Origin of the sequence: Sphingomonas sp. PvP056, from assembly GCF_040549155.1 — a bacterium.
Lineage (GTDB): Bacteria > Pseudomonadota > Alphaproteobacteria > Sphingomonadales > Sphingomonadaceae > Sphingomonas.
On the sequence record NZ_JBEPST010000001.1, the window covers coordinates 42,201 to 64,675 of the forward strand.

Genomic DNA, 22,475 nt, shown 5'->3' on the forward strand with positions numbered 1-22,475 from the left:
GCGATGTTCACCGGGATCATTACCGACGTCGGCACGATCGACCGGGTCGAGCAACGCGGCGACCTGCGCGTCATCGTCGCGACCGGCTATGACATGAGCGGGGTCGATCTCGGCGCGTCGATCGCCTGTTCGGGCGTGTGCCTGACGGTCGTCGACAAGGGAGCGGGCGGCAGCGCGGGCGGCTGGTTCGCGGCCGATGTATCAGGCGAGACGCTGTCGCGCACCGCCGCGGGGCAATGGACCGCGGGCGCGAAGCTCAACCTAGAACGCGCGCTCAAACTCGGCGAGGAACTCGGCGGGCATATCGTCACGGGGCATGTCGACGGGATCGGCGAGATCGTCTCGGTCACGGCCGAGGGCGGATCGCACCGTGTCGTGATCGCGGCGGGGCCGGACATCGCACCGTTCGTCGCGCCCAAGGGATCGATCACGCTCGACGGGGTATCGCTCACCGTGAACAGCGTCGACGACGAGCCCGAACGCGTGCTGATCGGGGTCAATCTGATCCCGCACACTGCCGCGGTCACCACCCTCGGCAGTCTTAAGGCCGGTTCGCCGATCAATATCGAGATCGACGTGCTGGCCAGGTATCTCAAGCGCATGGAGCATTATCGTGGCCGCTAACCCGTCCTCCGGTCCCGAAGTCGCGCGGCTGCGCCACGGCTTCCTGTCCTCGCCAGAGGAACTGATCGACGAGGCCAAGAACGGCCGGATGTTCATCCTGGTCGATGACGAGGACCGCGAGAACGAGGGCGACCTCGTCATCCCCGCGCAGATGGCGACGCCTGAGAAGATCAACTTCATGGCCAAGCACGGCCGTGGTCTGATCTGCCTCGCGATGACGAAGAAGCGCGTCGAAGAACTCGGCCTCGGGCTGATGAGCCGTCACAATGGCACGCGGCACGAAACCGCCTTCACCACTTCGATCGAGGCGCGGGACGGCGTGACGACCGGAATTTCCGCCGCCGACCGTGCGCGGACCATCTCGGTCGCGATCGATTCGTCCAAGGGCAAGGACGAGATCGTCACCCCCGGCCATGTCTTCCCATTGGTTGCGCGCGATGGCGGGGTGCTGGTGCGCGCGGGCCATACCGAGGCGGCGGTCGATGTGTCGCGGCTCGCGGGGCTCAATCCCTCGGGCGTGATCTGCGAGATCATGAACGAGGACGGCACGATGAGCCGGCTCGACGACCTCGTGGCGTTCGCACAACTCCACAATCTCAAGATCGGGACGATCCGCGACCTGATCGCCTATCGCCGCCGCCACGACCATCTCGTCGAGAAGCGCGCCGAAATGGCGTTCGACTCGCGCTGGGGTGGCCAATGGAAGGCGATGACCTTCCACAACAAGGCGACCGGCGACGAGACGATCGCGCTGGTCAAGGGCCGGATCGACCCCGCCAAGCCCACGCTGGTGCGCATGCACACCATGTCGACCTTCGTCGATGTGTTCGGCGAGGAAAACGAACGCTCGGGGCTGCTGTCACGCTCGATGGAGCTGATCGGCGAGGAAGGCGCAGGCGTGATCGTCGTGATCAACCGGCCGATGAAGGATTCGCTCACGCGCTTCATCAAGCTGCGCGGCGAGGGCAAGGGCGCTGGCGCGCCCGAGGTCGAGGAACTCCGCGATTACGGCGTCGGCGCGCAGATCCTTGCCGAGCTCGGGGTCGAGGAAATGATCCTGCTCACCAACACGCATCACGCGCTCGTCGGGCTCGAAGGTTACGGCCTGTCGATCGTCGACGAGCGTTCCATCCCCGGTACGGGCGGAGAATAATGGCCAAGATCCTCATCGTCGAAGCACGGTTTTACGACCATCTCAACGACCTGCTGCTCGAAGGCGCACGCGCCGCGATCGAGGAGGCGGGGCACAGCCACGAGACGATCACCGTCCCCGGTGCGCTCGAGATTCCGGGCGCGGTCGCGCTTGCAGCGGATAGCGGCGACTATGACGGGTTCGTCGCGCTGGGTGTGGTGATCCGCGGCGAGACCTATCATTTCGAGATCGTCGCGGGCGAGAGCGCGCGCGGGCTGATGGCGCTGTCGATGGACGGTCTCGCGATCGGCAACGGCATCCTGACGACCGAGAACGAAGCGCAGGCGCTGACGCGCGCACGGCGGGACGAGAAGGACAAGGGCGGCGAGGCGGCGAAGGCGGCGATCGCCATGATGACGCTCAAGACGCGGTTCGGCTGAGCGTCGCGTGGTAAACGGGCCGATCCTGTTTACCGAACGGCTGATCCTCCGCCCGCTCGCGGCGGAGGATGCGGAAGGCTGGTATGCTTTCAATGCCGACCCGGTGACGATGCGCCACCTGGGCGGCGTACAGGACCGTGGGACCGCGTGGCGCTCGCTGTGCATCATGGCGGGGGCGTGGCAGATCCGCGGGTTTTCGATGTTCTCGCTGATCGAGCGTGCCACCGGGCGGTGGGTCGGGCGCGTCGGGCCGTGGATGCCCGAGGGCTGGCCGGGAACCGAAGTCGGCTGGGGCGTCGCGCGGGAATTTGCCGGCCGGGGTTTTGCGCGCGAGGCGGCGGTGGCGACGATCGACTATGCGTTCGACGTGCTCGGCTGGGACGAAGTGATCCACACGATCGCACCGGACAACGTTGAATCCGCCGCGCTGGCGGCTCGGCTTGAGTCGGTCAATCGCGGGCCAACGCAATTGCCTGCGCCGCTTGCGCATTTGCCCGTGGATGCGTGGGGGCAGACGGCAGCGGAATGGCGTGCGCGGGCGCGATCCAGGTAATCTGATTTTTACGGTAAGCGCTTCCCCGGCGAAGGCCGGGGCCCAGTCGCGCAGGCGCTGGTAAGCAAGCGCAGCGCCTGAACTTCTCAGGTCTCGCTACTGGGCCCCGGCCTTCGCCGGGGAAGCATGACAGGGGGCTGCCCCCTTCCCACCATCCCCCCGCTTACTTATACTCGTGTCAATAAGCGGGAGAGCGACACGATGGCCTACGCCCACAGTTTCAAGGCGAACCCGCACTGGCTGCCCCGCCAGAAACAATCCGCGATCCGCGCCATTCCCGGCGAAGACGGGCTTCCCTTCATCGGCAACACCTTCCGGATGCTGCGGGATCCGGGTGCATTCGGGCGGCGGATGATCGCGCAATATGGTCCGGTGTTCCGCAACAACGCGTTCGGCGGCCCGACCGTGACGCTGGTCGGCCCGGAGGCGAACGAACTCGTGCTGTTCGACCGGGAGCGCGTGTTCTCGTCCGAACAGGGCTGGGGGCCGCTGCTCAACCTGCTGTTCCCGCGCGGGTTGATGCTGATGGACTTCGAAAAGCACCGCGCCGACCGCAAGGTGATGGCGGTCGCGTTCAAGCCCGAGCCGATGCGGCATTATGCCGAGACGCTCAACGCCGGAATCGCGCGCGAAGTCGCGACCTGGGGCGACCGGCCGATGCGCTTCTATGATGCGATCAAGCAGTTGACGCTCGATCTCGCCGCCGAGAGCTTCCTCGGGATGCCGCTCGGCGCGGAAGCGAACCGCATCAACCAGGCGTTCGTCGACGAGGTGCAGGCGTCGATCACCCCGATCCGCATTCCGCTGCCGGGGACGCAGATGCGCAAGGGCGTCAAGGCGCGCGCCTATCTGATCGACCTGTTCAAACGCGAGATCCCGGCGCGGCGGGCCGGGCAGGGGCAGGACTTCTTCTCGCAATTCTGCCGCGCGACCGGGGATGACGGGCAACCGCTGTCCGCCGATGCCATCGCGGACCATATGAACTTCCTGATGATGGCGGCGCACGATACCATCACCTCCTCGGCGACGAGCCTCGTCATGTTGCTCGGGCGCAACCCCGAATGGCAGGAGAAGCTTCGTGCCGAGATCGCCGAGATCGGGCTCAACGACGGCGGCGCGTTGCCTTACGGCCAGCTCGATCGGCTGGAATTGACCGACATGGCGTTCAAGGAGGCGCTGCGGATGATTCCGCCGGTGCCGTCGCTGCCCAGGCGCGCGGTCAAGGATTTCGACTTCGGGGGCTATCATATTCCCGCGGGGAGCACGGTCAGCGTCAGCGTGGCGTACACGCACATGATGCCCGAGCTATGGCCCGATCCGGCGCGGTTCGATCCGCTGCGCTTTCTGCCCGATGCGGTGCGTGCGCGGCATAAATATGCGTGGGTGCCGTTCGGCGGCGGCGCACATATGTGCCTGGGGCTGCACTTCGCGACGATGCAGATCAGGATCCTGATGACGCAGTTGCTGAGCCGCTACCGGATCGAGCTCGATGCTGGGTCCGGCGCGGAATGGCAGGCGTGGCCGATTCCGCAGCCCAAGGACGGGTTGCCGTTGCAGTTCGTGCCGCTGGGTTAGGGGGTTGAGTGCAATGCCGTCATCCCAAGTCCGTCATTCCCGCACAGACGAGAGGTCTGCAAAACCGTCCGTCATCCTGAACTCGTTTCAGGATCCAGCCCTCCGCGAGCTCGGACTATGCCTGTTGCGCGGTGGATGCTGAAACAAGTTCAGCATGACGGTAGCGTTTGGGGCGCGAGGTTACGATCAAACCTCCGACTGTGGGTATGCAAAGGTTTCGCGCAGGCAGGAATGCTTCGTCTCGGATGACGGATCTGGGGGATGGCCGCCGCGCCATTACTGGCACGGCGGCTGTTGTAGGTTACGCGTCGGCGGTCTGCAGGGCGGGGTAGTCGATATACCCTTCCGGCCCCTGGCTGTACCAGGTCTTGGCGTTGTCCTTCGCAAGCGGCGCGCCGGTGCGCAGGCGCTCGGGCAAATCGGGGTTGCTGATGAAGGTGCGCCCGAACGCGATCGCGTCGGCAACGCCCGAATCCAGCGCGGCCTGCGCCTCCTCGACTGTCGTGTAGTCCGAGTTGAGCACCAGCGGCCCCTTGAAAACCTTGCGGATTTCAGGCGACTGCTTGGGGACGTCGGTCTTGCCGAAAGTGCCGTCGGGGCCGGGCTCGCGCAGTTCGAGGAAGGCGATACCGAGATCGTCGAGCACCTTGGCAGCCGCAGTGAACAGCGCGGTCGCGTTGCTGTCGTCGACCCCTTGCGAGTCGCCGTTGGGCGAGAGGCGGACTGCGGTGCGGTCGGCCCCTGCGACGCTGACGACGCGCTGGGTCACTTCGCGCAGCAGACGCACGCGGTTTTCGATCGATCCGCCGTAGGAATCGTCCCGGAAATTGGCGTTATCGCGCAGGAACTGGTCGATCAGATACCCGTTTGCAGCATGAATCTGCACGCCGTCGAACCCGGCCGCCATCGCGTTGCGCGTCGCCAGTTCGTAATCGTCGATCAGCCGCGGGATTTCCGACAGCTCGAGCGGACGTGCGGTCTCGAAGTCCTGCTTGCCCTCATAGGTATGCGCCTGGCCCGCGGTCGCGGTTGCCGAGGACGAGACCGGCTGCATGCCGATCACCGAGGAATGGACCTGGCGGCCCATGTGCCACAGCTGGACCATGATCCGGCCGCTGGCGGCATGGACGCGATCGGTGATCAGCTTCCACTGCGCGACCTGCTCGTCGTTCCACAGGCCCGGCGCGAACGGCCAGCCGAGCCCTTCACGGCTGATGCCGGTGGCTTCGGTGATGATCAGCCCGGCAGTCGCGCGCTGTTCGTAATAGGTCTGCATGATCTCGGTCGGCACGAACTCGCGGGTCGAGCGGCCACGCGTCAGCGGTGCCATGAGAATGCGGTTGGGCGAGTTGATGGCGCCAAGCTGGATGGGGTCGAACAGGCTGGGCATATGCGCAAGGTCCTTTTGCTATGACGCACTCAGATAGGACGCTACAGCACGCCATGCATCGCCGCGCCGCCGAAAGAAAAACTGTCTCGTCCAAAATGCCGGTCGAGCCGACCGCGATCGCGATCGCGGCGGTGATCCTCGCCAATGTCGCGCTGGCGTTCGGGCCGTGGTTCGTGCGGCTGGCGGATGTCGGGCCGGTGTCCTCCGCCTTCTGGCGAATCACGTTCGCGGCCCCGGTGCTGATGGCGGCGGCGCTGTCGACCGGCTGGCGACCGTGGACGACGGGCGCAGGCGAGCGCGGCGGCACGCCGCGGCCGGCGAACGTCGGCCTGTCGCCGATGCTGTGGTTCGTGATCGCACTCGGGGGGGTGTGCTTCGCCGCGGATCTGGCGAGCTGGCATCTCGGCATCCTGCGTACCACGCTCGCCAATGCGACGCTGTTCGGGAATTGCGCGATCCTGATGTTCCCGATCTACGGCTTCCTCGTTGCGCGCGCCTGGCCGACGCGGATCCAGGGAATCGCGCTGCTGCTCGCCGGCGTCGGCGCGATTCTGTTGATGGGGCGGTCGTATCAGCTCGATCCCCGCAATCTGGCGGGGGACATGCTCTGCCTGCTCGCGGGCGTGCTCTACACCGGCTATTTCATCCTGATGGCACGCGCCCGCACGACGATGGCGCCGATCCCGGCGCTCGCGCTGTCCACGCTCGCCAGCATCCTGCCGCTCCTCATTTTCGCGCTGCTGCTCGGCGAGCGCATGTGGCCGACACAGTGGGGGCCGCTGCTCGGGCTCGCGCTGGTCAGCCAGATCATCGGGCAGGGGCTGATGATCTTCGCGCTCGGCCGCCTGCCGCCGTTGATCGTCGGACTTGCGCTGCTGGTCCAGCCGGTGGTCGGCGCGACGATCGGCTGGACCGTTTACGGCGAGAAGCTCGGCCTGCCCGACCTGTTCGGTGCGTCGCTCGTCGCGGTCGCGCTGGTGCTGGTAAGCCGCCGCGCCCGCGACTAGATAGGGCGGATGGCCGATCCGATCCCGCTCTCCGTAGCCCCCGCCACCCTCACCGCCAATCGGCTCGCCGATGCGACGCTCGACGAGATCCGCGCCGCGCTCGCGCCGTCGATCGCGGACAATGCCGGGTTCGACGGCTGGGGCGATGCCGCGCGCGACATGGCGGCGGATCAGGCCGAGGTCGACCGCGATGTCGCCCGCCTCGCCTTTCCGGGCGGTGCGGTCGACATGATCGAGGCGTGGTTCGGGCAGATCGACGCGGAGATGCTCGCGCGGCTGCCGCAGGAACGGCTGATGACGATGAAGATCCGCGACCGGATCACCGCGCTGGTCGAAGCGCGGCTCGATATCGTCGCGCCCAACCGCGAGGCATTGCGGCGCGCGCTGGCGATCCTGGCGTTGCCGCAGAATGCACTGCGCGGGGTCAAGCTCGGCTGGCACGCCGCCGACGTGATGTGGCGCGCGGCGGGCGATACCGCGACCGACTATAATCATTATACCAAGCGGACGCTGCTCGCAGGCGTCTACGGCGCGACCGTGACCGTTTTCCTGGACGATGCGAGCGACGGCCATGCCGACACGCGCGCCTTCCTCGCGCGGCGGATCTGGGGGATCATGCGGTTCGAACGCGTCAAGGCGCGGCTGGTCGGCCAGTCGGAGCTGCGCCCGAGTTTTTCGCGGTTTGTCGGGCGGTTGCGCTATCCGGCAGTGTGACTTCGGGGAGGGCAAGCGTCGTTCGACCTGGTACGTACGTTTCGCCAAACCGTCCGTCATCCTGAACTCGTTTCAGGATCCAGCCCTCCGCGAGTCCGGTCCGTCCTTGTTGCATGGTGGATGCTGAAACAAGTTCAGCATGACGCCAGCTTTTGGGGCGCGCACGGATACGAAAAGCGACCGCGCCATCCTGCGGTGTTAATGCGACGAGCTGCGAACCGATCGCAAATATCGCTGGCTATCCGCTCCCGTTATTGATAATCAGTCGCATCATGGATATGTCCACTCCCGTGAAGCATTCCCTCAGCCTCGAATCGCTGCCGCACCGTCAGGTCGCGACCGTTTCCGCGATCGACTGGACGCATCTGTCGACTCCGGAGGCGCGCCGCTTGCGCGAATTCGGCTTCGATGAAGGCGTTGGGGTCGAAGTGCTGCACCGCGCAAGCCTCGGCAAGGGGCCGATCGCGTGCCGGATCGGGCGGATGACCGTTGCCCTGCGCCGCGCGGTTGCGGGCGCGATCCTTGTTTCGCCCGTCACGCAATAAGTGATTCCTCAACGATGACCGCCACGCCACTCGTGGCGCTGGTCGGCAATCCCAATGCCGGCAAGAGCGCGCTGTTTAACGCGCTGACCGGCGCGCGCCAGAAGGTCGGCAATTATCCCGGCGTCACGGTCGAGCGGCATTCGGGCAAGCTCGTGCTGGCGGATGGCCGGACCGTCGACCTGGTCGATCTTCCCGGCGCGTACAGCCTCGATCCTTCCAGCCCCGACGAGCGCGTCACGCGCGACGTGGTCACCGGCACGCAGATCGGCGAGCGGCTGCCCGATGCGCTAGTCGTGGTGCTCGACGCGTCCAACCTCGACAACCACCTGCGCTTTGCGCTCCAGCTGATCGCTTTGGGACTCCCGGTGGTGGTCGCGCTCAACATGTTCGATCTTGCCGAGCGCGACGGTCTGACGCTCGACCCGCAGAAACTGGCGGTCGAACTCGGCGTCCCGGTCGTGGCGACCGTCGCGGTGCGGCGGCGCGGGCTGGACGAGCTCAAGACGCTGCTCGCCGGGATCGTCGATGCGGACGCCGCGATCCGGCTGCGCCCGAGCAACCATGCGATCGGCGAGGACATCGTCACGCTGCAACGCCGCGCACGCCACATCGCGACCGCGGCGACCATTTCCGAAGCCCCGGTGCGGCGCTGGACGCACGCGCTGGATGCGGTCGCGCTGCATCCGGTGTTCGGGCTGATCATGCTGGCCACGATCCTGTTCGTAATGTTCCAGGCGGTGTTCAGCTGGGCGACCGTCCCCGCCGATGCGATCGACGCGGGGTTCAAGGCGCTCGAGGACATGATCAAGGCGAACCTGCCCGATTCGATCCTGCGCTCGCTCGTCACCGACGGGGTGATCGCAGGGGTCGGCGCGGTGATCGTGTTCCTGCCGCAGATCCTGATCCTGTTCCTGTTCATCCTCGTGCTCGAAGCATCGGGCTATATGGTCCGCGCGGCGTTCCTGATGGACCGGATCATGGCGAGCGTCGGCCTGTCGGGGCGCGCGTTCATTCCGTTACTATCGAGTTTCGCCTGCGCGATTCCCGGCATCATGGCGACTCGCACGATCGAGGACGAGAAGGACCGGCTGACGACGATCCTGATCGCGCCGCTGATGACCTGTTCGGCGCGCCTCCCGGTCTACACGCTGGTGATCGGCGCGTTCATTCCCAACCGGCAGGTGCTGCCCTTCATCGGGTTGCAGGGGCTGGTGATGTTCTCGCTCTATCTGCTCGGCGTCGTCGGCGCGTTCGTCGTGGCGCTGGTGCTGCGGCGGACGGTGACGCAGGGCGTGTCGTCGGGCTTCATGATGGAAATGCCCAAGTACCAGATGCCGCGGCTGCGCGACGTCGCGATCGGGCTGTGGGCGCGCGCGGAGATCTTCCTCAAGCGCGCCGGCACGATCATCCTGTTCTCGACCGTGATCCTGTGGGCGCTGCTGAGCTTCCCCAAGCCGCCTGCCGGGAGCGGCGTGTCGCCGGTCAATTATTCGGTCGCGGGCCGCATCGCCAATGCGATCGAGCCTGCGTTCCGCCCGATCGGCTTCAATCGCGACATCGTGCTCGCGCTGATCCCGGCGATGGCGGCGCGCGAGGTCGCGGTCGCCGCGATCGGGACGGTCTACGCCATCGACAATCCCGACAGCGCGTCGGGCGGGCGGCAGATGATCGACAACCTCCGCGGCCGCTGGAGCCTGCCGACCGCGCTCGCCTTCCTGATGTGGTTCGTCTTCGCGCCGCAGTGCATTTCCACGATCGCCGTCACCCGGCGCGAGACCAACGGTTGGCGCTGGCCCGCCTTCATGGTTGGCTATTTGTTCACGCTCGCCTACATCGCTGCAGGAGCCACCTATTGGGCGGCAATCGGACTCGGGCTTTAACGGCCCCCTAGCAGCGGGATGCGAAAAACATGGCGGGCAGCGTCAACAAGGTGATCATCGTCGGCAATCTCGGCCGCGATCCCGAAAGCAAGAGTTTCCAGAACGGCGGCAAGGTCGTCAACCTGCGCATCGCCACGTCGGAAAGTTGGAAAGACAAGAACAGCGGCGAGCGCAAAGAGCAGACCGAATGGCATTCGGTCGCGATTTTCAACGAAGCGCTGGGCGGCGTCGCGGAGCGCTATCTGCGCAAGGGCTCGAAGGTCTATATCGAGGGCGCGCTCAAGACGCGCAAATGGCAGGATGCGCAGGGGCAGGACCGCTATTCGACCGAGATCGTGCTGCAGGGCTTCAACGGCGTGCTGACGATGCTCGACGGTGCGCCGGGCGCGGGCGGCGGTGCGGGCGGCGGCGGCGGTGGTCGTGACGACTTCGGCGGTGGCGACGACTTCGGTGGCGGCTCGGGCGGCGGCGGCGGTGGTGGCTACGGCGGCGGCAACCGTGGTGGCGCAAGCCGCGGCGGCGCGTCCGGCGGCGGTTCGTCCGGCGGCGGCGCGGCTCGCGGCGGGTTCGCGGACGATCTCGACGACGACGTTCCGTTCTGAACCGAACCGGTCCCGCGGCGTTCGGTTAACCTATGATAAATGCCCTTTCGTTCGACGCGCCGATCGGCCACGGCTGGCGCGTCGATGAGACCGTGCGTGCGGCAGCCATTGCCGAGCACCGGATCGACACGCTGCGCGACGACGCGGCGCTGAAGACGATCACCGATTTCGCCGCAGAATTGTGCGACGTGCCGATCGCGCTGGTCAGCATTGTCGAACTGAGCCGGCAGACCTTTCTCTCGCGCACCGGACTCGATGCGACGGAGACGCCGCGCGAGATGTCGTTCTGCGCGCATGCCATGCTCGGGGACGACGTGATGGTCGTTCCCGATGCCCGGTTGGACCCGCGCTTTACCGACAATCCGCTCGTCACCGGCGAGATGGGGATCCGCTTCTACGCCGGTGTCCCGCTGGTGAGCGACGACGGCGTTCCGCTGGGGTCGCTGTGCATCATCGACACCGAGACGCGCGAAGGGCTGACCCAGCTGCAACGCCGCGGGTTGAAGGTTCTGGCGAACGACGTGCTCAACCGCCTCACCGACAGCCGCGACAAGGAAAGCGCGCGCGCGGTGATCGCGGATCGCGAAGGGCGGTTCCGCACGCTGGCGGACAGCATGCCGCAGATGGTGTGGTCGACGCTGCCCGACGGCTTCCACGATTATTACAACGCGCGCTGGTACGAATTCACGGGCGTGCCCGCAGGATCGACCGATGGCGCGGGCTGGAACGACATTTTCCACCCCGACGATCAGGATCGTGCGTGGGCCGTGTGGCAGCATTCGCTTGCGACCGGGGAGCCGTATCAGATCGAATATCGGTTGCGACACCATGACGGCACCTATCGCTGGACGCTCGGCCGCGCGTTGCCGATGACCGACGACAGCGGCGCGATCCTGCGCTGGATCGGCACCTGCACCGACATCCACGAACAGAAACTGGCGAGCGAAGAGCGCGAGGTCATCGCGCAGGAATTGAGCCACCGCATCAAGAACATCTTTGCGGTGATCTCGGGACTGATCTCGTTTGCCGCGCGATCGCATCCCGATTTCCGCCCGATCGCGGACGATCTTCGTTCGCGTGTCACCGCGCTTGGCCGCGCGCACGACTTCGTTCGCCCGCACAGCGCGAACTCACGGCCGCACGCGCACCAGAACAGCCTTCACGGACTGCTCGAGGCGCTGTTCCTGCCGTATCAGCCGGCTGACGCCGCGCGAATCCGCGTCAGCGGGACTGACGTCGCGATCGATGACCGGTCGGCGACACCGCTTGCGTTGCTGTTCCACGAACTCGCCACCAACGCGGTCAAATATGGCGCATTGTCGAACGATTCGGGCCATGTCGCGGTGACGATCGATGTCGAAGCCGACCAGGTCGCGCTGACCTGGCACGAGCATGGGGGACCTGCGGTGTCGCATCCCGCAACCGTGGGGTTTGGCGCGCAGCTGATCGACCTGAGCGCGACGCGGCAATTGGGCGGTACCGTCGTCCACGATTGGGCGGAGGACGGGCTGCGGGTCGTGTTGAAGGTATCGAACGCGGCGCTGAGCCGCGGTTGACGGTCAGGCGAGCAGGACGAAGTCGGCGTTGACGGCTTCCTGCCGCGGCGTGTCCCCCGCGGTTGCCGCAGCCGCCGCGCACAGGATCGCAGATTCGCTGAACGGCTTGCGCACATAGCCGAGCGCGCCGCTCGGGTGCGCGATCTGACTCGGGTTGGCGGTCACAAATACCACCTTCAGCCCGTATTTCTCCGCCAGCGTCCGCGCGAGCTCGGGTCCGGTCGGACCGTCGCGCAGATTGATGTCGACCAGCGCGAAACTGCAATTCTCGGCAGCATCGAGGGCGCCCAGCTTGTCCGCCGCGATCGCCTTCACCGCATAGCCCGCATCGACCAGGATCCGCTCAAGATCGAGCGCGACGAAAATCTCGTCTTCGACGATCAGCGCGGTGGGGATGGACATAACAGGAACACGATCTGCATGATGTAAGTTAATGTTGCGAACCCCGCGCAGAAAGCTTTGGTTCCGCAAAATCTTTAGAACTAAGTAAGAATACAGCATGTTCCGCACGGAAGTTCGCGGCCGCGGAGGTCGTCTGCTTGTCACCCGACAGGAACCATGCCCCTTCGACCGCAATGTCGCGCACCTTCACGAACGCACGGAAATCGTCGATCGTGACGTGATGGATGTTGGGCGTGTCGAACCATTGCTCGGGCAACAGCCGTGTCACCGGCATCCGGCCGCCCCACAGCAGCGACAGCCGGACGCGCCAATGCGCGAAATTGGGGAAGGACACGAACGCGCGCCGTCCGATCCGGAGCAGATGATCGAGCACGACATCGGGGCGGTGTGCGGTCTGCAGCGTCTGGCTGAGGATCGCGTAATCGAAGCTGGCGTCGGGATATTCGGCAAGGTCGATGTCGGCATCGCCCTGGATCACCGACAGCCCGCGCGACACCGCCGCCGCGACATTGCCCGCATCGAGTTCGAGCCCGCGCGCATCGACCTGCTTGGTGTCGCGCAACGCCGCCATCAGCGCGCCGTCGCCGCACCCGACATCGAGCACGCGCGCGCCGGGCTCGATCCGGTCGGCGATGATCGCGAGATCGGGGCGGAGCATCATTGCGGCGCCCGGAGCATCGCGGCGGCTTCGGCCGACAAACGTTCCATATAGCGGTCGGCACGCAGCAACGGATGGAAGCCGAGCGCGGCATAGACGCCGTGCGCATCCTTGGTGACCAGCCCGATCCGGCGGAGCGCGGCATAATCGGGGCGGTCGAGGAACCACGCCACCATCCGCCGCCCGAGCCCGCGGCCACGGCCGGGCTCGTCGACCCAGACGTCCGCCAGCCAGGCGAAGGTCGCGCCGTCGGTGATCATCCGTGCAAAGCCGATCTGCTCTGTGCCGCGATACGCGCCCAGTGCGTGCGACCCCGCAATCGCCCGCGCGACCGTCTCGCGCGCGATGCCGGGGGACCAGTAGCTCGACGCGAGCCAGCCGTGGATGCGATCCACCTGCAAGAGCGCGCTGTCATCGGACAGGACAATTTCGGTCATGCGCCAGCCCTCAGGAAACCATCGACGACGCGGTTCAACTCGGGCGCCTCCAGCAGGAACGCGTCATGCCCGAACGGGCTCGACAATTCGACGAAACTGACCGGCGCGCCCGCCGCGTTGAGTGCGTGGACGATCGCGCGCGATTCCGCGGTGGGGTACAGCCAGTCGGTATCAAAACTGACCAGGCAGAAGCGCGCCTTGGTCGCGCGGAAGGCGTTGGCGAGATGGCCGCCATGCTCCTCCGCGAGATCGAAATAATCCATCGCGCGGGTAATGTAGAGATAGGAGTTGGCGTCGAACCGGTCGACGAAGCTGATCCCCTGATGCCGCAGATAGCTTTCGATCTGGAAATCGGCGTCGAACCCGAAGCTCTTGGCGTCGCGCGCCTGCAGCCTTCGCCCGAACTTGGCGGTGAGGCCAGCCTCGGACAGATAGGTGATATGCGCCGCCATCCGCGCGACCGCGAGGCCCGCCGCGGGCGGATCGGCCTCGGCATAATAGGCACCCTCGCGCCATTTGGGGTCGGCCATCACCGCCTGCCGCCCGACTTCGTGGAACGCGATGTTCTGCGCGGTGTGCCGCGCGGTCGAGGCGATGACGACGACCGCGCGGACTCGGTCGGGGAAGGTCGCCGGCCAGCTCAGCGTCTGCATCCCGCCCATCGACCCGCCGACCACCGCTGCGAGTGTCTCGATCCCGAGATGATCGAGCAGCATCGCCTGCGCGCGCACCATGTCGCGGATCGTGATGACGGGGAAGCTCATCCCCCACGGAACGCCGGTCGCGGGGTTGACGGTGGCGGGGCCGGACGACCCCATGCAGCTGCCCAAGACATTTGAACAGATGATGAAATGCCGCGTCGGATCGACCGGCTTGCCCGGGCCGACCATCCGTTCCCACCAGCCGGGCTTACCCGTCACCGGGTGCCGCGAGGCGACATGCTGGTCGCCGGTCAGCGCGTGGCAGATCAGGATCGCGTTCGAGCGATCGGCATTCAGTGTGCCATAGGTTTCATAGGCGATCTCGACCGGGGACAGCAGCGCACCGCCATCGAGCCGCAACGGCCCCGGCACCATGACGTGGCGGGCAAGCCCGAAGCGCGTATCGTCCATGGCCGTAGCGGATAAGCCTGTGCCGCCGCGCGTACAAGCGTCTCGGCGCGGCGGCGCTCCGGCTTGCCTTCGCCAGATCGATCCGCCATGCCGCGCGCCATGTTGCCCTTCGCCCGCGTCACCATCATCGGCATCGGTCTGATCGGATCCTCGATCGCGCGCGCGGTCCGCGCGACCATGCCCACGGTGCGGCTGACCGGCTATGACGCCGACCCCGACGTCCGCGCGATTGCCGACCGGATCGAGTTGTTCGACGACGTTGCCGACAGCAGTGGCACTGCGGTGATCGACGCCGATCTCGTCATCCTGTGCGTGCCCGTCGGCGCGATGGGCGCCGCCGCCGCGGAATTCGCCGCCGATCTGCCCGCGGAGGCGATCGTCAGCGATGTCGGCAGCTGCAAGGCCGAAGTCGTCCGCGCGCTGGGCGAAGCGTTGCCGGGGGTCATCTTCGTTCCCGCGCACCCGGTAGCGGGGACCGAGCGCAGCGGCCCCGAAGCAGGGTTCGCGACGCTGTTCCACAAGCGCTGGTGCATTATCACCCCGCCCGAGGGCACCGATCCGCTCGCGGTCGAGCGCGTCGCGGAATTCTGGCGGCGGCTGGGCGCGGAGATCGAGATGATGGCCCCCGACCATCACGACCGCGTGCTCGCGATCACCAGCCATTTGCCGCATCTGATCGCCTATACGATCGTCGGGACCGCATCGGACATGGAGGAAGTGACTCAGTCCGAGGTGATCAAATATTCGGCGGGCGGTTTCCGCGATTTTACGCGGATCGCGGCGTCCGACCCGACGATGTGGCGCGACGTGTTCCTGGCGAACCGCGAGGCGGTGCTCGACATGCTGCAACGCTTCTCGGAGGATTTGACCGCGCTCCAGCGTGCGATCCGCTGGGGGAAGGGGGACGAATTGTTCGAGCTGTTCTCGAAGACGCGCGATATCCGGCGCGGGATCATCGAACAGGGGCAGGACGATCCGGCCCCAGATTTCGGACGCACGCACGAGTAACGCGCTTCGTTGGTGCTGAAAAACCGTCCGTCATCCTGAACTTGTTTCAGGATCCAGCCATCTGCGAGTCCGGACTATGCCTGTTGCACGGTGGATGCTGAAACAAGTTCAGCATGACGGCAGCTTTTGGGGCGCGGATGACAATCAAACCACCGATTGCCTTTAATGCAAATGTCCCGCCGTCGCGGGGATGACGCAACTAGAGTGAGGTCACCCCAGCCGGCTCCCGCTCCAGTGCATTGATCGCCGCGTGCACGCGCGCTTCGGCTTCCTCGCGTGGCAGGCCCGGCGGGATCGGCGTGCCGAAGCGGTACGTCACCGTCCCCGGAAGGTGCGGCCCCTCGCGCGGCCACACCAGCCCGCTGTCGATCGCGATCGGCACGACCGGGATCTTGAGCATCTGGTACAGACCCGCAAACCCCGCCTTGAGTTCGGGTTCCTCGCCCGGCGCGACCCGCGTGCCCTCGGGGAAGATCAGGATCGATCGCCCCGCCGACAACGCCACCCGCGCCTCGCGCAGCATCCGCCGCAGCGCACCCGCCGACGCCTCGCGGTCGACCACGATCACGCCGTATTGTTTTGCCGCCCAGCCCCACACCGGAATGTCGGCAAGCTCCTGCTTCATCACGATCGCCGGGTGCCGCAGCATCCGCCCGAGCTCGAGCGTCTCGTACATCGCCTGATGCTTGGCGGCGTACAGGACCGGGCCGTCGTAGAATCGCTCGCCCTCGATCCGCTTGAAGATGCGCAGGAACGTCCGCGTGGTCAGGCCGTGATATTGCGTCCAGAAATGGGTGTGCGCGATCATCGCCTTCGTGCCGAACAGTGCGGAGATCGCCGAGGTCAGCACGATCGGCACCGATCCCGCGTAGAACACGATCTTGAAGATCAGATTGCGTATCGCGTTCATGTAGCCGCCCCAATCAGCAACGCCGCGCGGCGCAACAGCAATTTGTTATATTCCGCGACCAGCACCGGATAGCGGGGTTTGCTCGGCACGCCGTCGCCGAGCACGGTCGCGTCGCCGTCCAGCGCGTTGACCAGTTCGAGCCGGGCGCGCGGCAGATGCCAGTCGGACGTCACCAGCCGGACCGAGCGATAGCCGTGTTCGCGCACCCAGTCGGCGGTCTCGTCCGCATTGGAGCGCGTATCGACCGCCTCGTGCCCGAGATCGATGCAGCAGGTGAACAACCGCGCGCTGACGTCATATTCGTGCGCCAGCTCGCTGGGCCGGACCTGCGGCGCGACCCCGCTGATCAACATCCGCTTGGCGGCATGATCCTGCAACAGCGCGAGCCCGCGCGTGATCCGCCCCGACGACCCGGTCAGCACGACGATCGCGTCGGTCTTCGCCCCCGCTACGGGGGCCGGCCCGGGCATGGTCGCGAGGAACAGGCCGAACCCGCCGCCCCACATCACCGCCAACACTCCAATGAGGCGCAGGATCACAACACCCGCCTCAATGCCGCGAGCACCGCCAGGCGGGCCGCCAGCGTCGCCAGCAGCGCAAAGGCAACCGGCAGGCACGCAAGAATTACCCAGTCGCCCACCCCCAGCCGCAACCCGGCGACGAGATCCGACCCCAGCGCGTCGAGCTGCGCGCCGACCAGCATCACTACGCCGAACGCCACCGCCATCCCGATCACGCCGCCGATCAGCGTATCCAGCCCGATCCGCCGCTGGAACAGCCGCGCGACCTGGACATCGGTCGACCCCAGCATGTGGAGCACGTCGATCGTATCGCTATGCGTGTCGAGCCCGGCACGCGCCGCGAGGATCACGACGGCGGCGGTCGCGCCCGCCATCAGCAGCACCAGCCCGCCCGCCATGCCGGTCAGCATCGTCATGACCGAGCGCACCGGCGCCAGCCAGCTTTCCTGACGATCCACCCGCGCGCCCGGTGCGGCGGCGCGCACCGCAGCGCGGACCCGCGCCAGCGTGGCAGGGCTCGTCTCCGTCAGGTCGACGTCGATCATCGCGGGGATCGGCAGGTCGGAGTCCGCCCCGTCCGCGCCGAGCCACGGCTCGAGCATGTCGGCGAGATGCGCCGGGTCCACCGCGACCGCGCGGCGCACTTCGGGGAGCCGCTGCAACGCCGCGAGCGCCGCCGCAGCCTCACGGGTGCGGACATGTTCGGCGGGCGTGGCGATCTGCACCGTCAGCCGCCCGGCAAGCTGGCGGTCGAGCACCGCCGCGACCCCCAGCGTCGCGAGCCCGAATGCGGCGGCGAGCACCGTCAGGAACAGCATGATTGCCATCACCCACGCCATCGCGCGCGTACCGCGCCGATCATCGAGCAACCGCCGATCCGCCGCAAGAAGCCGTGCGGTCATTGTACTGTGCCGGGCACTGCGCCGGGTACTGCGCCGGGTACTGCGCCAGGCGGCGGGAAGCGTAGCGCGCCCGTCGGATCGACCAGCCGTCCCTGGTCGAGCCGCAGCATGTGCGCGTGCGGGATCCGGGCGAGCGTGTGGAAGTCATGCGTTGCCAGCACCACCGTCGTGCCCAGCCGGTTGAGCGAATCGAACAGGTGGAGCAGCCGTTCCGCCATGTCGGGATCGACGTTGCCGGTCGGTTCGTCCGCGACGAGGATCTCCGGGCGCCCGATCACCGCGCGCGCGATCGCGACGCGCTGCTGCTCGCCGCCCGACAGCGTGGGGGGACGCGCGTCGAGCTTGTCCGACAGGCCGACCCAGCCGAGCATCTCGCGCACCGGCGCTGCGACGTCGCGCTCGGGCACCCCCGAGACGCGCAATGGCAGCGCGATATTGTCGAACGCGGACAGATGCGGGACCAGCCGGAAATCCTGGAACACCACCCCGATCCGCCGCCGGAACCCGGGCAGGCGCGCGCGCGGCAACGTCACCGCATCCTCGCCGAACAGCCGGATGCTGCCGCGCGTCGGGCGTTGCGAGAGATACAGCAGGCGGAGCAGCGACGTCTTCCCCGCGCCCGAAGCCCCGGTCAGGAAATAGAAGGCGCCGCGCGACAGCACGAAGCTGACGTCGGACAACGTCTCCTGCCCCGACCCGTAGCGAAGCCCCACATTCTCAAATTGAACGATATTCGCCATGCGGCGTGCGCTACTCGCTACTTGTCCATGCCCCGCATCCTGCATCGCACGATCTCCGCCGCCGCGACAAGCGCGCAGGTGCCATGCCGAACGGCTGCTTCCCGTACGGCTCTTGCCACGGGGACCGTGGAGCGCGTAGATTCCCGGTACATCGTGGACGTTCCGGCCGGTGTATGCTGCGCGTTGCCGGGCCCCAGCGTCTGCCCTATTTTGAATGCCCCCGATGATCCTCGAATGTACCGAGTGCGAAACCCGCTATGTAATCCCCGATGGCGCGATCGGGCCGGAAGGGCGCACCGTGCGCTGCGCCAATTGCAAGCATAGCTGGTTCCAAGAGCCCGAACCCGCGCTCGAACTCGATCAGCCGATCGAGGATGAGGTTGAGGATGAGGTTGAGGATGACGGGGAACCGGACGCCCCGGCGGCGATCCCGCTCAAGCCCCGCACACCCGAAGCGGTCGAAGCTCCGGCGTTGCTGCGTCGCGACGCCGCTCCGATCGCGCAAGGTCCCGCAACCGCAGCGCCCGAGCCGACGCGCGGCTATGTCGACTATGACGCGTTCGCGCATCAACCGCCGTTCCGCGCACGCCGCAACCCGGCACGCCGCTGGACGATCGCCGCGGTCATCGCGGGCGTTGCGATGCTCGGCGCGACCGCGGCGATCATCACCAACGGCGCCCCGCGGACCGCCGCCGCGCTGTTCCATTCGACGACGGAGACCCCGCTCCGGATCGTCAACAAGCCGATCGATCGGCACGATTACAACGGCAACGAGGTCTTCGCCGTCAGCGGCACTGTGCTCAACCCGAGCGACACGCGTCAGCGCGTTCCCGATATCCGCGCCGACCTGCTCGATTCGCAACGCCGCGTGGTGTTCAGCTGGGTGATCCGCCCCGAGGCGACCGCGCTGCCGCCGAAGGGGCGCGTCGAGTTCAACAGCGCTAAACTCGACGTGCCGGTCAATGCGAAGTTCCTGTCGCTGAGCTTTTCGGGCGAACCCGTGCACTGACCAGCACGAATCGCGCGCCGTGCAACACCGTCGCCGCGACCATCCCCAGACCCGAGGCATAGACCAGTCCGAGCGGCCCCGCGCCCTGCGTCACCAGCAGCCAGCCGAGGCCCCCGGTCACGACGAAGAAGGCGATGATGCTGTTGACGCCCGCCACGATCTGGTCGCCGAGCGAGCGGAGCGCGTAGACGAACACGAGCTGCACCCCGTCGAACAGGATGAACGGCACCCACACCGGCAGCATCGCCAGCGCCGCCGCATGGACCCCCGCCGCCGCCGGGAACGCATCGACCACGGGTACGCGGAACAGCAGCACCACCACCGCCAGCGCGCCCGTGATCACCGCCGCAAGCCCCACGGCGATCAACGCGCGCGAGCGGACCTGCGCGGGCAGGTCTTCCCCCACCGCATTGCCGACCCGCACCCCCGCCGCCGAGGCAAGACCGACCGCCGCCCCGAACGTCACGTTGTGGAGCGAGAAGACGATCTGGAACGCATGCGCGGTCACCGGCCCCAGATCGGTCGACAGTGCGATCAGGATCGAAAATCCCGCCAGTTCCAATCCCGATGCAACCGCAGGCACCGCGCCGAACCGCGCGAGCCGAAGCGCGCCGGGCACCGCCGCCCGCCACGCGCGAAGCGTCATGATCCGTACGCCGCGCGCCCGCGCGTCGCGCGTCGTCCACGCCACGCCGAGCATCCCCGCCGCGCCCAGCAGCGACGCGATCGTCGTCGCGAGCGCCGCGCCGACCGCCCCCAGCGCAGGCGCGCCGAAATGCCCGTCCGCCAGCACCCAGGCGAGCAACGCGTTGATCGGCAGCGTCGCAAGGTTGACCACCGTCACCCGGCGCGGGCGTGAGACGCCTTCGAGGAAGAAGCTCGCCGCGATGCTGATCATCTGCGCCGGATAGGCGAGCGCCATCACCCGCACGACCGCCGCCGCCGGATCGACCAGCGCAGGCGCGACTCCGATGATCCCCAGCAGCGGACCCGCGAACAGCCCGAAACCGAGCGCGCCGACCAGCCCCAGCATCGCGGCGAGCACCAGCCCCTCGCGCAACGTCGCACCCGTCGCGGGCAGATCGCGTGCGCCGTCCGCCCGCGCGGTGAAAACGAGGATCCCCGACAGCCACGCCAGCCCCGCGACGATCGTCACGAAGGTCAGCGCGCGACTCGCGCCGAAGGCGGCAACCTGCTCGGTCCCGGTGAGGCCCACTACAACGACATCGGTGACGTTGAGGATCGTCCAGTTGAGGCTGGTGAGCATCACCGGCCACGCCAGCGCGAGGATCCGGCGCGTCTCCGCCAGGGTGGAAGGGCGCGCTGGGGTCATACCCTGCTGCTACGGGAAGCGCATAAAAAGCGAAAGCCTTGAGCGTCAGCCATTGCGTCCCCCGAATAGTCTTGCTAGGGGCGCTCGCCTACCAGCTGCCGGGCTTGCCCGGTGATGTTACGTGCGGCCGTGGCGGAACTGGTAGACGCGCAACGTTGAGGTCGTTGTGGGCGAAAGCCCGTGGAAGTTCGAGTCTTCTCGGCCGCACCATTTTTCCAGATGCTGAAGTGAGATACTCCCGTCAGGGAGCCCAGTGCGCTGTCCGGTCCTGACCGAACGTTGGTCGCCTTCGTACGAACGGGAGTCTGACTCCCCTCGTCAGACAGAAGCGAAACCCGGCTTGCTCTCCTGCGCAGGCAGGAGCCCAGGGTTCCACACGCCTCAAGACGTTATCTTACTTCCCCCTGGATTCCTGCGTTCGCAGGAAAACATGATACCCGATAATCTACAGTAGCGGCCCTCTTTCTGCTGCAGTTTCAATACGCACCTTGATTGATCTTATCGACAGCGATTGACATCGAGTGCCTAAGATCCTCTGCTCGGAACTGGCTTGGGGGCAAGCTTGTTCATTGGGGGGATTATGATAAACCTAAGATTGTATGCGATCGTCTTGTTGACGACGCCGATTTTACCGACAGCCTCGTTAGCGCAACAGGCGCTGATCGTAGGGAGCACGGCGTCACCCGTGCTGAGAATGGGAACCGAGGTCCCTGTCCGGTTGCGCACCGAACTGACGACTAAAAACAAGGCGTTGCGCGTCGGGCAGCGGTTCGAGGTCGAAACCAGCGACGCGGTTTCGCTCGATGGGCATATCGTGATCCCGGTGGGGACGGTTGGCGTCGGCGAAGTGACCAGCGTCACCAACAAGGGAATGTGGGGCAAGTCCGGCCATTTCGACGTGCGGCTCTTGTATCTGCGGGTCGGGGATCGTCAGATCCGGCTATCCGGCACGCTCGACGACAAGGGCGTCGCGGGCGGCGTCGGCGCGGCGGCGGTGTCGGCGATCGTGTTCCTGCCCGCAGGATTCTTTATGACCGGCACCAGCGCGCGCATGCCCGCGGGCACGATCATCAAGGGGTCGCTGGACGAGGACGTTCCGGTGTCCTTTGCAGACGCCACGCCGCCCAAGCCGATCGTGGCAGCGGCAATGCCGCTCCAGCAGACGTCGCTCAAGCCGAGCGCCACGCCTACGACGGGCATTCTGCCCGCCGCTGCGACGGCCCCTGTTCGTCCGGACAAATGATGTAAGGACCATGTCGCAGGGTCCTGCGGCATGGTCTTTTGGCATATCGACTAGGGTGACCACGCGCGTTGGAGGGCTGCCGGGCTTGCTTAGAGACAGCCGTGGCGAAACTGTTGACGCGCAGTCTGGGCTCGCGCCACTGCACCACCGAATATCGTGCGCGTTGGACTGCGCAAGAACCA

At 66.6% G+C, this 22,475-nt stretch carries 24 protein-coding genes and 1 tRNA gene; 15 read left to right on the top strand and 10 right to left on the bottom strand.

The window, feature by feature from the left end; translation table 11 throughout:
* The first annotated feature begins 3 nt into the window (after window positions 1–3).
* From ABIC17_RS00240 to ABIC17_RS00260, 5 genes are all read left to right on the top strand, one after another.
* Complete coding sequence (locus ABIC17_RS00240; RefSeq protein ID WP_354278665.1) at window positions 4–624, top strand: riboflavin synthase; 621 nt, start codon at window positions 4–6, stop codon at window positions 622–624.
* Window positions 614–1,777 carry a 3,4-dihydroxy-2-butanone-4-phosphate synthase gene (gene ribB, locus ABIC17_RS00245; protein ID WP_354278666.1) on the top strand — a complete coding sequence of 388 codons (1,164 nt, stop codon included), beginning with the start codon at window positions 614–616 and terminating at the stop codon, window positions 1,775–1,777. Before ABIC17_RS00240 ends, ribB begins: the two co-directional genes overlap by 11 nt.
* Window positions 1,777–2,196: a 6,7-dimethyl-8-ribityllumazine synthase gene (gene ribH, locus ABIC17_RS00250; RefSeq protein ID WP_354278667.1), complete on the top strand. Its 420-nt coding sequence runs from the start codon at window positions 1,777–1,779 to the stop codon at window positions 2,194–2,196. Before ribB ends, ribH begins: the two co-directional genes overlap by 1 nt.
* Window positions 2,197–2,203: 7 nt before the next feature.
* Window positions 2,204–2,749: a GNAT family N-acetyltransferase gene (locus ABIC17_RS00255; RefSeq protein WP_354278668.1), complete on the top strand. Its 546-nt coding sequence runs from the start codon at window positions 2,204–2,206 to the stop codon at window positions 2,747–2,749.
* A gap of 201 nt (window positions 2,750–2,950) precedes the next feature.
* Window positions 2,951–4,324, top strand: a complete 1,374-nt coding sequence (locus tag ABIC17_RS00260; RefSeq protein WP_354278669.1) for a cytochrome P450 — start codon at window positions 2,951–2,953, stop codon at window positions 4,322–4,324.
* A 301-nt stretch (window positions 4,325–4,625) separates the two neighbouring features.
* Here the strand turns inward: ABIC17_RS00260 and ABIC17_RS00265 are convergent, their stop codons facing one another.
* Window positions 4,626–5,714, bottom strand: coding sequence for an alkene reductase (locus tag ABIC17_RS00265; protein WP_354278670.1), 1,089 nt, complete (start codon window positions 5,712–5,714; stop codon window positions 4,626–4,628).
* A gap of 53 nt (window positions 5,715–5,767) precedes the next feature.
* Between ABIC17_RS00265 and ABIC17_RS00270 the strand changes: the two genes are divergently transcribed.
* The 6 genes from ABIC17_RS00270 (at window position 5,768) to ABIC17_RS00295 (ending at window position 12,018) form a co-directional block, all read left to right on the top strand.
* Complete coding sequence (locus tag ABIC17_RS00270) at window positions 5,768–6,721, top strand: DMT family transporter (RefSeq protein ID WP_502958378.1); 954 nt, start codon at window positions 5,768–5,770, stop codon at window positions 6,719–6,721.
* A gap of 9 nt (window positions 6,722–6,730) precedes the next feature.
* Window positions 6,731–7,435, top strand: a complete 705-nt coding sequence (locus tag ABIC17_RS00275; RefSeq protein WP_354278672.1) for a COQ9 family protein — start codon at window positions 6,731–6,733, stop codon at window positions 7,433–7,435.
* 272 nt (window positions 7,436–7,707) lie between these two features.
* Window positions 7,708–7,980, top strand: a complete 273-nt coding sequence (locus ABIC17_RS00280; protein WP_354278673.1) for a FeoA family protein — start codon at window positions 7,708–7,710, stop codon at window positions 7,978–7,980.
* Window positions 7,981–7,994: 14 nt separating this feature from the next.
* On the top strand, window positions 7,995–9,860 hold the full coding sequence (feoB, locus tag ABIC17_RS00285; RefSeq protein WP_354278674.1) for a ferrous iron transport protein B: 1,866 nt from the start codon (window positions 7,995–7,997) through the stop codon (window positions 9,858–9,860).
* Window positions 9,861–9,889: 29 nt separating this feature from the next.
* Window positions 9,890–10,462 (top strand): single-stranded DNA-binding protein, encoded by a 573-nt coding sequence (gene ssb / locus ABIC17_RS00290; protein WP_354278675.1) that lies wholly within the window; start codon window positions 9,890–9,892, stop codon window positions 10,460–10,462.
* 32 nt (window positions 10,463–10,494) lie between these two features.
* Complete coding sequence (locus tag ABIC17_RS00295; protein WP_354278676.1) at window positions 10,495–12,018, top strand: sensor histidine kinase; 1,524 nt, start codon at window positions 10,495–10,497, stop codon at window positions 12,016–12,018.
* A 3-nt stretch (window positions 12,019–12,021) separates the two neighbouring features.
* Here the strand turns inward: ABIC17_RS00295 and ABIC17_RS00300 are convergent, their stop codons facing one another.
* From ABIC17_RS00300 to metX, 4 genes are read right to left on the bottom strand one after another with little or no spacing between them, the layout of a single operon-like run.
* Window positions 12,022–12,420, bottom strand: a complete 399-nt coding sequence (locus ABIC17_RS00300; protein WP_354278677.1) for a response regulator — start codon at window positions 12,418–12,420, stop codon at window positions 12,022–12,024.
* Between the two features lie 28 nt (window positions 12,421–12,448).
* Window positions 12,449–13,081, bottom strand: coding sequence for a methionine biosynthesis protein MetW (gene metW, locus ABIC17_RS00305; protein WP_354278678.1), 633 nt, complete (start codon window positions 13,079–13,081; stop codon window positions 12,449–12,451).
* Complete coding sequence (locus ABIC17_RS00310) at window positions 13,078–13,515, bottom strand: GNAT family N-acetyltransferase (RefSeq protein WP_354278679.1); 438 nt, start codon at window positions 13,513–13,515, stop codon at window positions 13,078–13,080. The genes metW and ABIC17_RS00310 overlap by 4 nt, the downstream gene beginning before the upstream one ends.
* Window positions 13,512–14,627, bottom strand: coding sequence for a homoserine O-acetyltransferase MetX (metX, locus tag ABIC17_RS00315; RefSeq protein ID WP_354278680.1), 1,116 nt, complete (start codon window positions 14,625–14,627; stop codon window positions 13,512–13,514). Before metX ends, ABIC17_RS00310 begins: the two co-directional genes overlap by 4 nt.
* Window positions 14,628–14,726: 99 nt before the next feature.
* Between metX and ABIC17_RS00320 the strand changes: the two genes are divergently transcribed.
* On the top strand, window positions 14,727–15,635 hold the full coding sequence (locus ABIC17_RS00320) for a prephenate/arogenate dehydrogenase family protein (protein WP_354278681.1): 909 nt from the start codon (window positions 14,727–14,729) through the stop codon (window positions 15,633–15,635).
* 199 nt (window positions 15,636–15,834) lie between these two features.
* Here the strand turns inward: ABIC17_RS00320 and ABIC17_RS00325 are convergent, their stop codons facing one another.
* Genes ABIC17_RS00325 through ftsE form a run of 4 tightly spaced genes read right to left on the bottom strand, consistent with a single transcriptional unit; the run spans window position 15,835 to window position 18,708 of the window.
* Window positions 15,835–16,545, bottom strand: a complete 711-nt coding sequence (locus tag ABIC17_RS00325; protein ID WP_354278682.1) for a lysophospholipid acyltransferase family protein — start codon at window positions 16,543–16,545, stop codon at window positions 15,835–15,837.
* Window positions 16,542–17,084: a YdcF family protein gene (locus tag ABIC17_RS00330; RefSeq protein ID WP_354278683.1), complete on the bottom strand. Its 543-nt coding sequence runs from the start codon at window positions 17,082–17,084 to the stop codon at window positions 16,542–16,544. Before ABIC17_RS00330 ends, ABIC17_RS00325 begins: the two co-directional genes overlap by 4 nt.
* Window positions 17,081–17,968, bottom strand: a complete 888-nt coding sequence (locus ABIC17_RS00335; RefSeq protein WP_354278684.1) for a cell division protein FtsX — start codon at window positions 17,966–17,968, stop codon at window positions 17,081–17,083. Before ABIC17_RS00335 ends, ABIC17_RS00330 begins: the two co-directional genes overlap by 4 nt.
* Complete coding sequence (gene ftsE / locus ABIC17_RS00340; RefSeq protein ID WP_354278685.1) at window positions 17,965–18,708, bottom strand: cell division ATP-binding protein FtsE; 744 nt, start codon at window positions 18,706–18,708, stop codon at window positions 17,965–17,967. The genes ABIC17_RS00335 and ftsE overlap by 4 nt, the downstream gene beginning before the upstream one ends.
* A 214-nt stretch (window positions 18,709–18,922) precedes the next feature.
* Between ftsE and ABIC17_RS00345 the strand changes: the two genes are divergently transcribed.
* The gene (locus tag ABIC17_RS00345) at window positions 18,923–19,717 is read left to right on the top strand and encodes a zinc-ribbon domain-containing protein (protein ID WP_354278686.1); all 795 of its coding nucleotides are present in this window, start codon (window positions 18,923–18,925) and stop codon (window positions 19,715–19,717) included.
* Here ABIC17_RS00345 and ABIC17_RS00350 read toward each other — a convergent pair.
* On the bottom strand, window positions 19,668–21,050 hold the full coding sequence (locus ABIC17_RS00350; RefSeq protein ID WP_354278687.1) for an MATE family efflux transporter: 1,383 nt from the start codon (window positions 21,048–21,050) through the stop codon (window positions 19,668–19,670). The two genes, ABIC17_RS00345 and ABIC17_RS00350, sit on opposite strands and share 50 nt — an antisense overlap.
* A gap of 123 nt (window positions 21,051–21,173) precedes the next feature.
* On the opposite strand from ABIC17_RS00350, the gene ABIC17_RS00355 reads away from it, so the two are divergent.
* Window positions 21,174–21,260, top strand: a tRNA-Leu gene (locus tag ABIC17_RS00355).
* 484 nt (window positions 21,261–21,744) lie between these two features.
* Window positions 21,745–22,293, top strand: a complete 549-nt coding sequence (locus ABIC17_RS00360; protein ID WP_354279390.1) for a hypothetical protein — start codon at window positions 21,745–21,747, stop codon at window positions 22,291–22,293.
* Window positions 22,294–22,475: the final 182 nt, after the last annotated feature.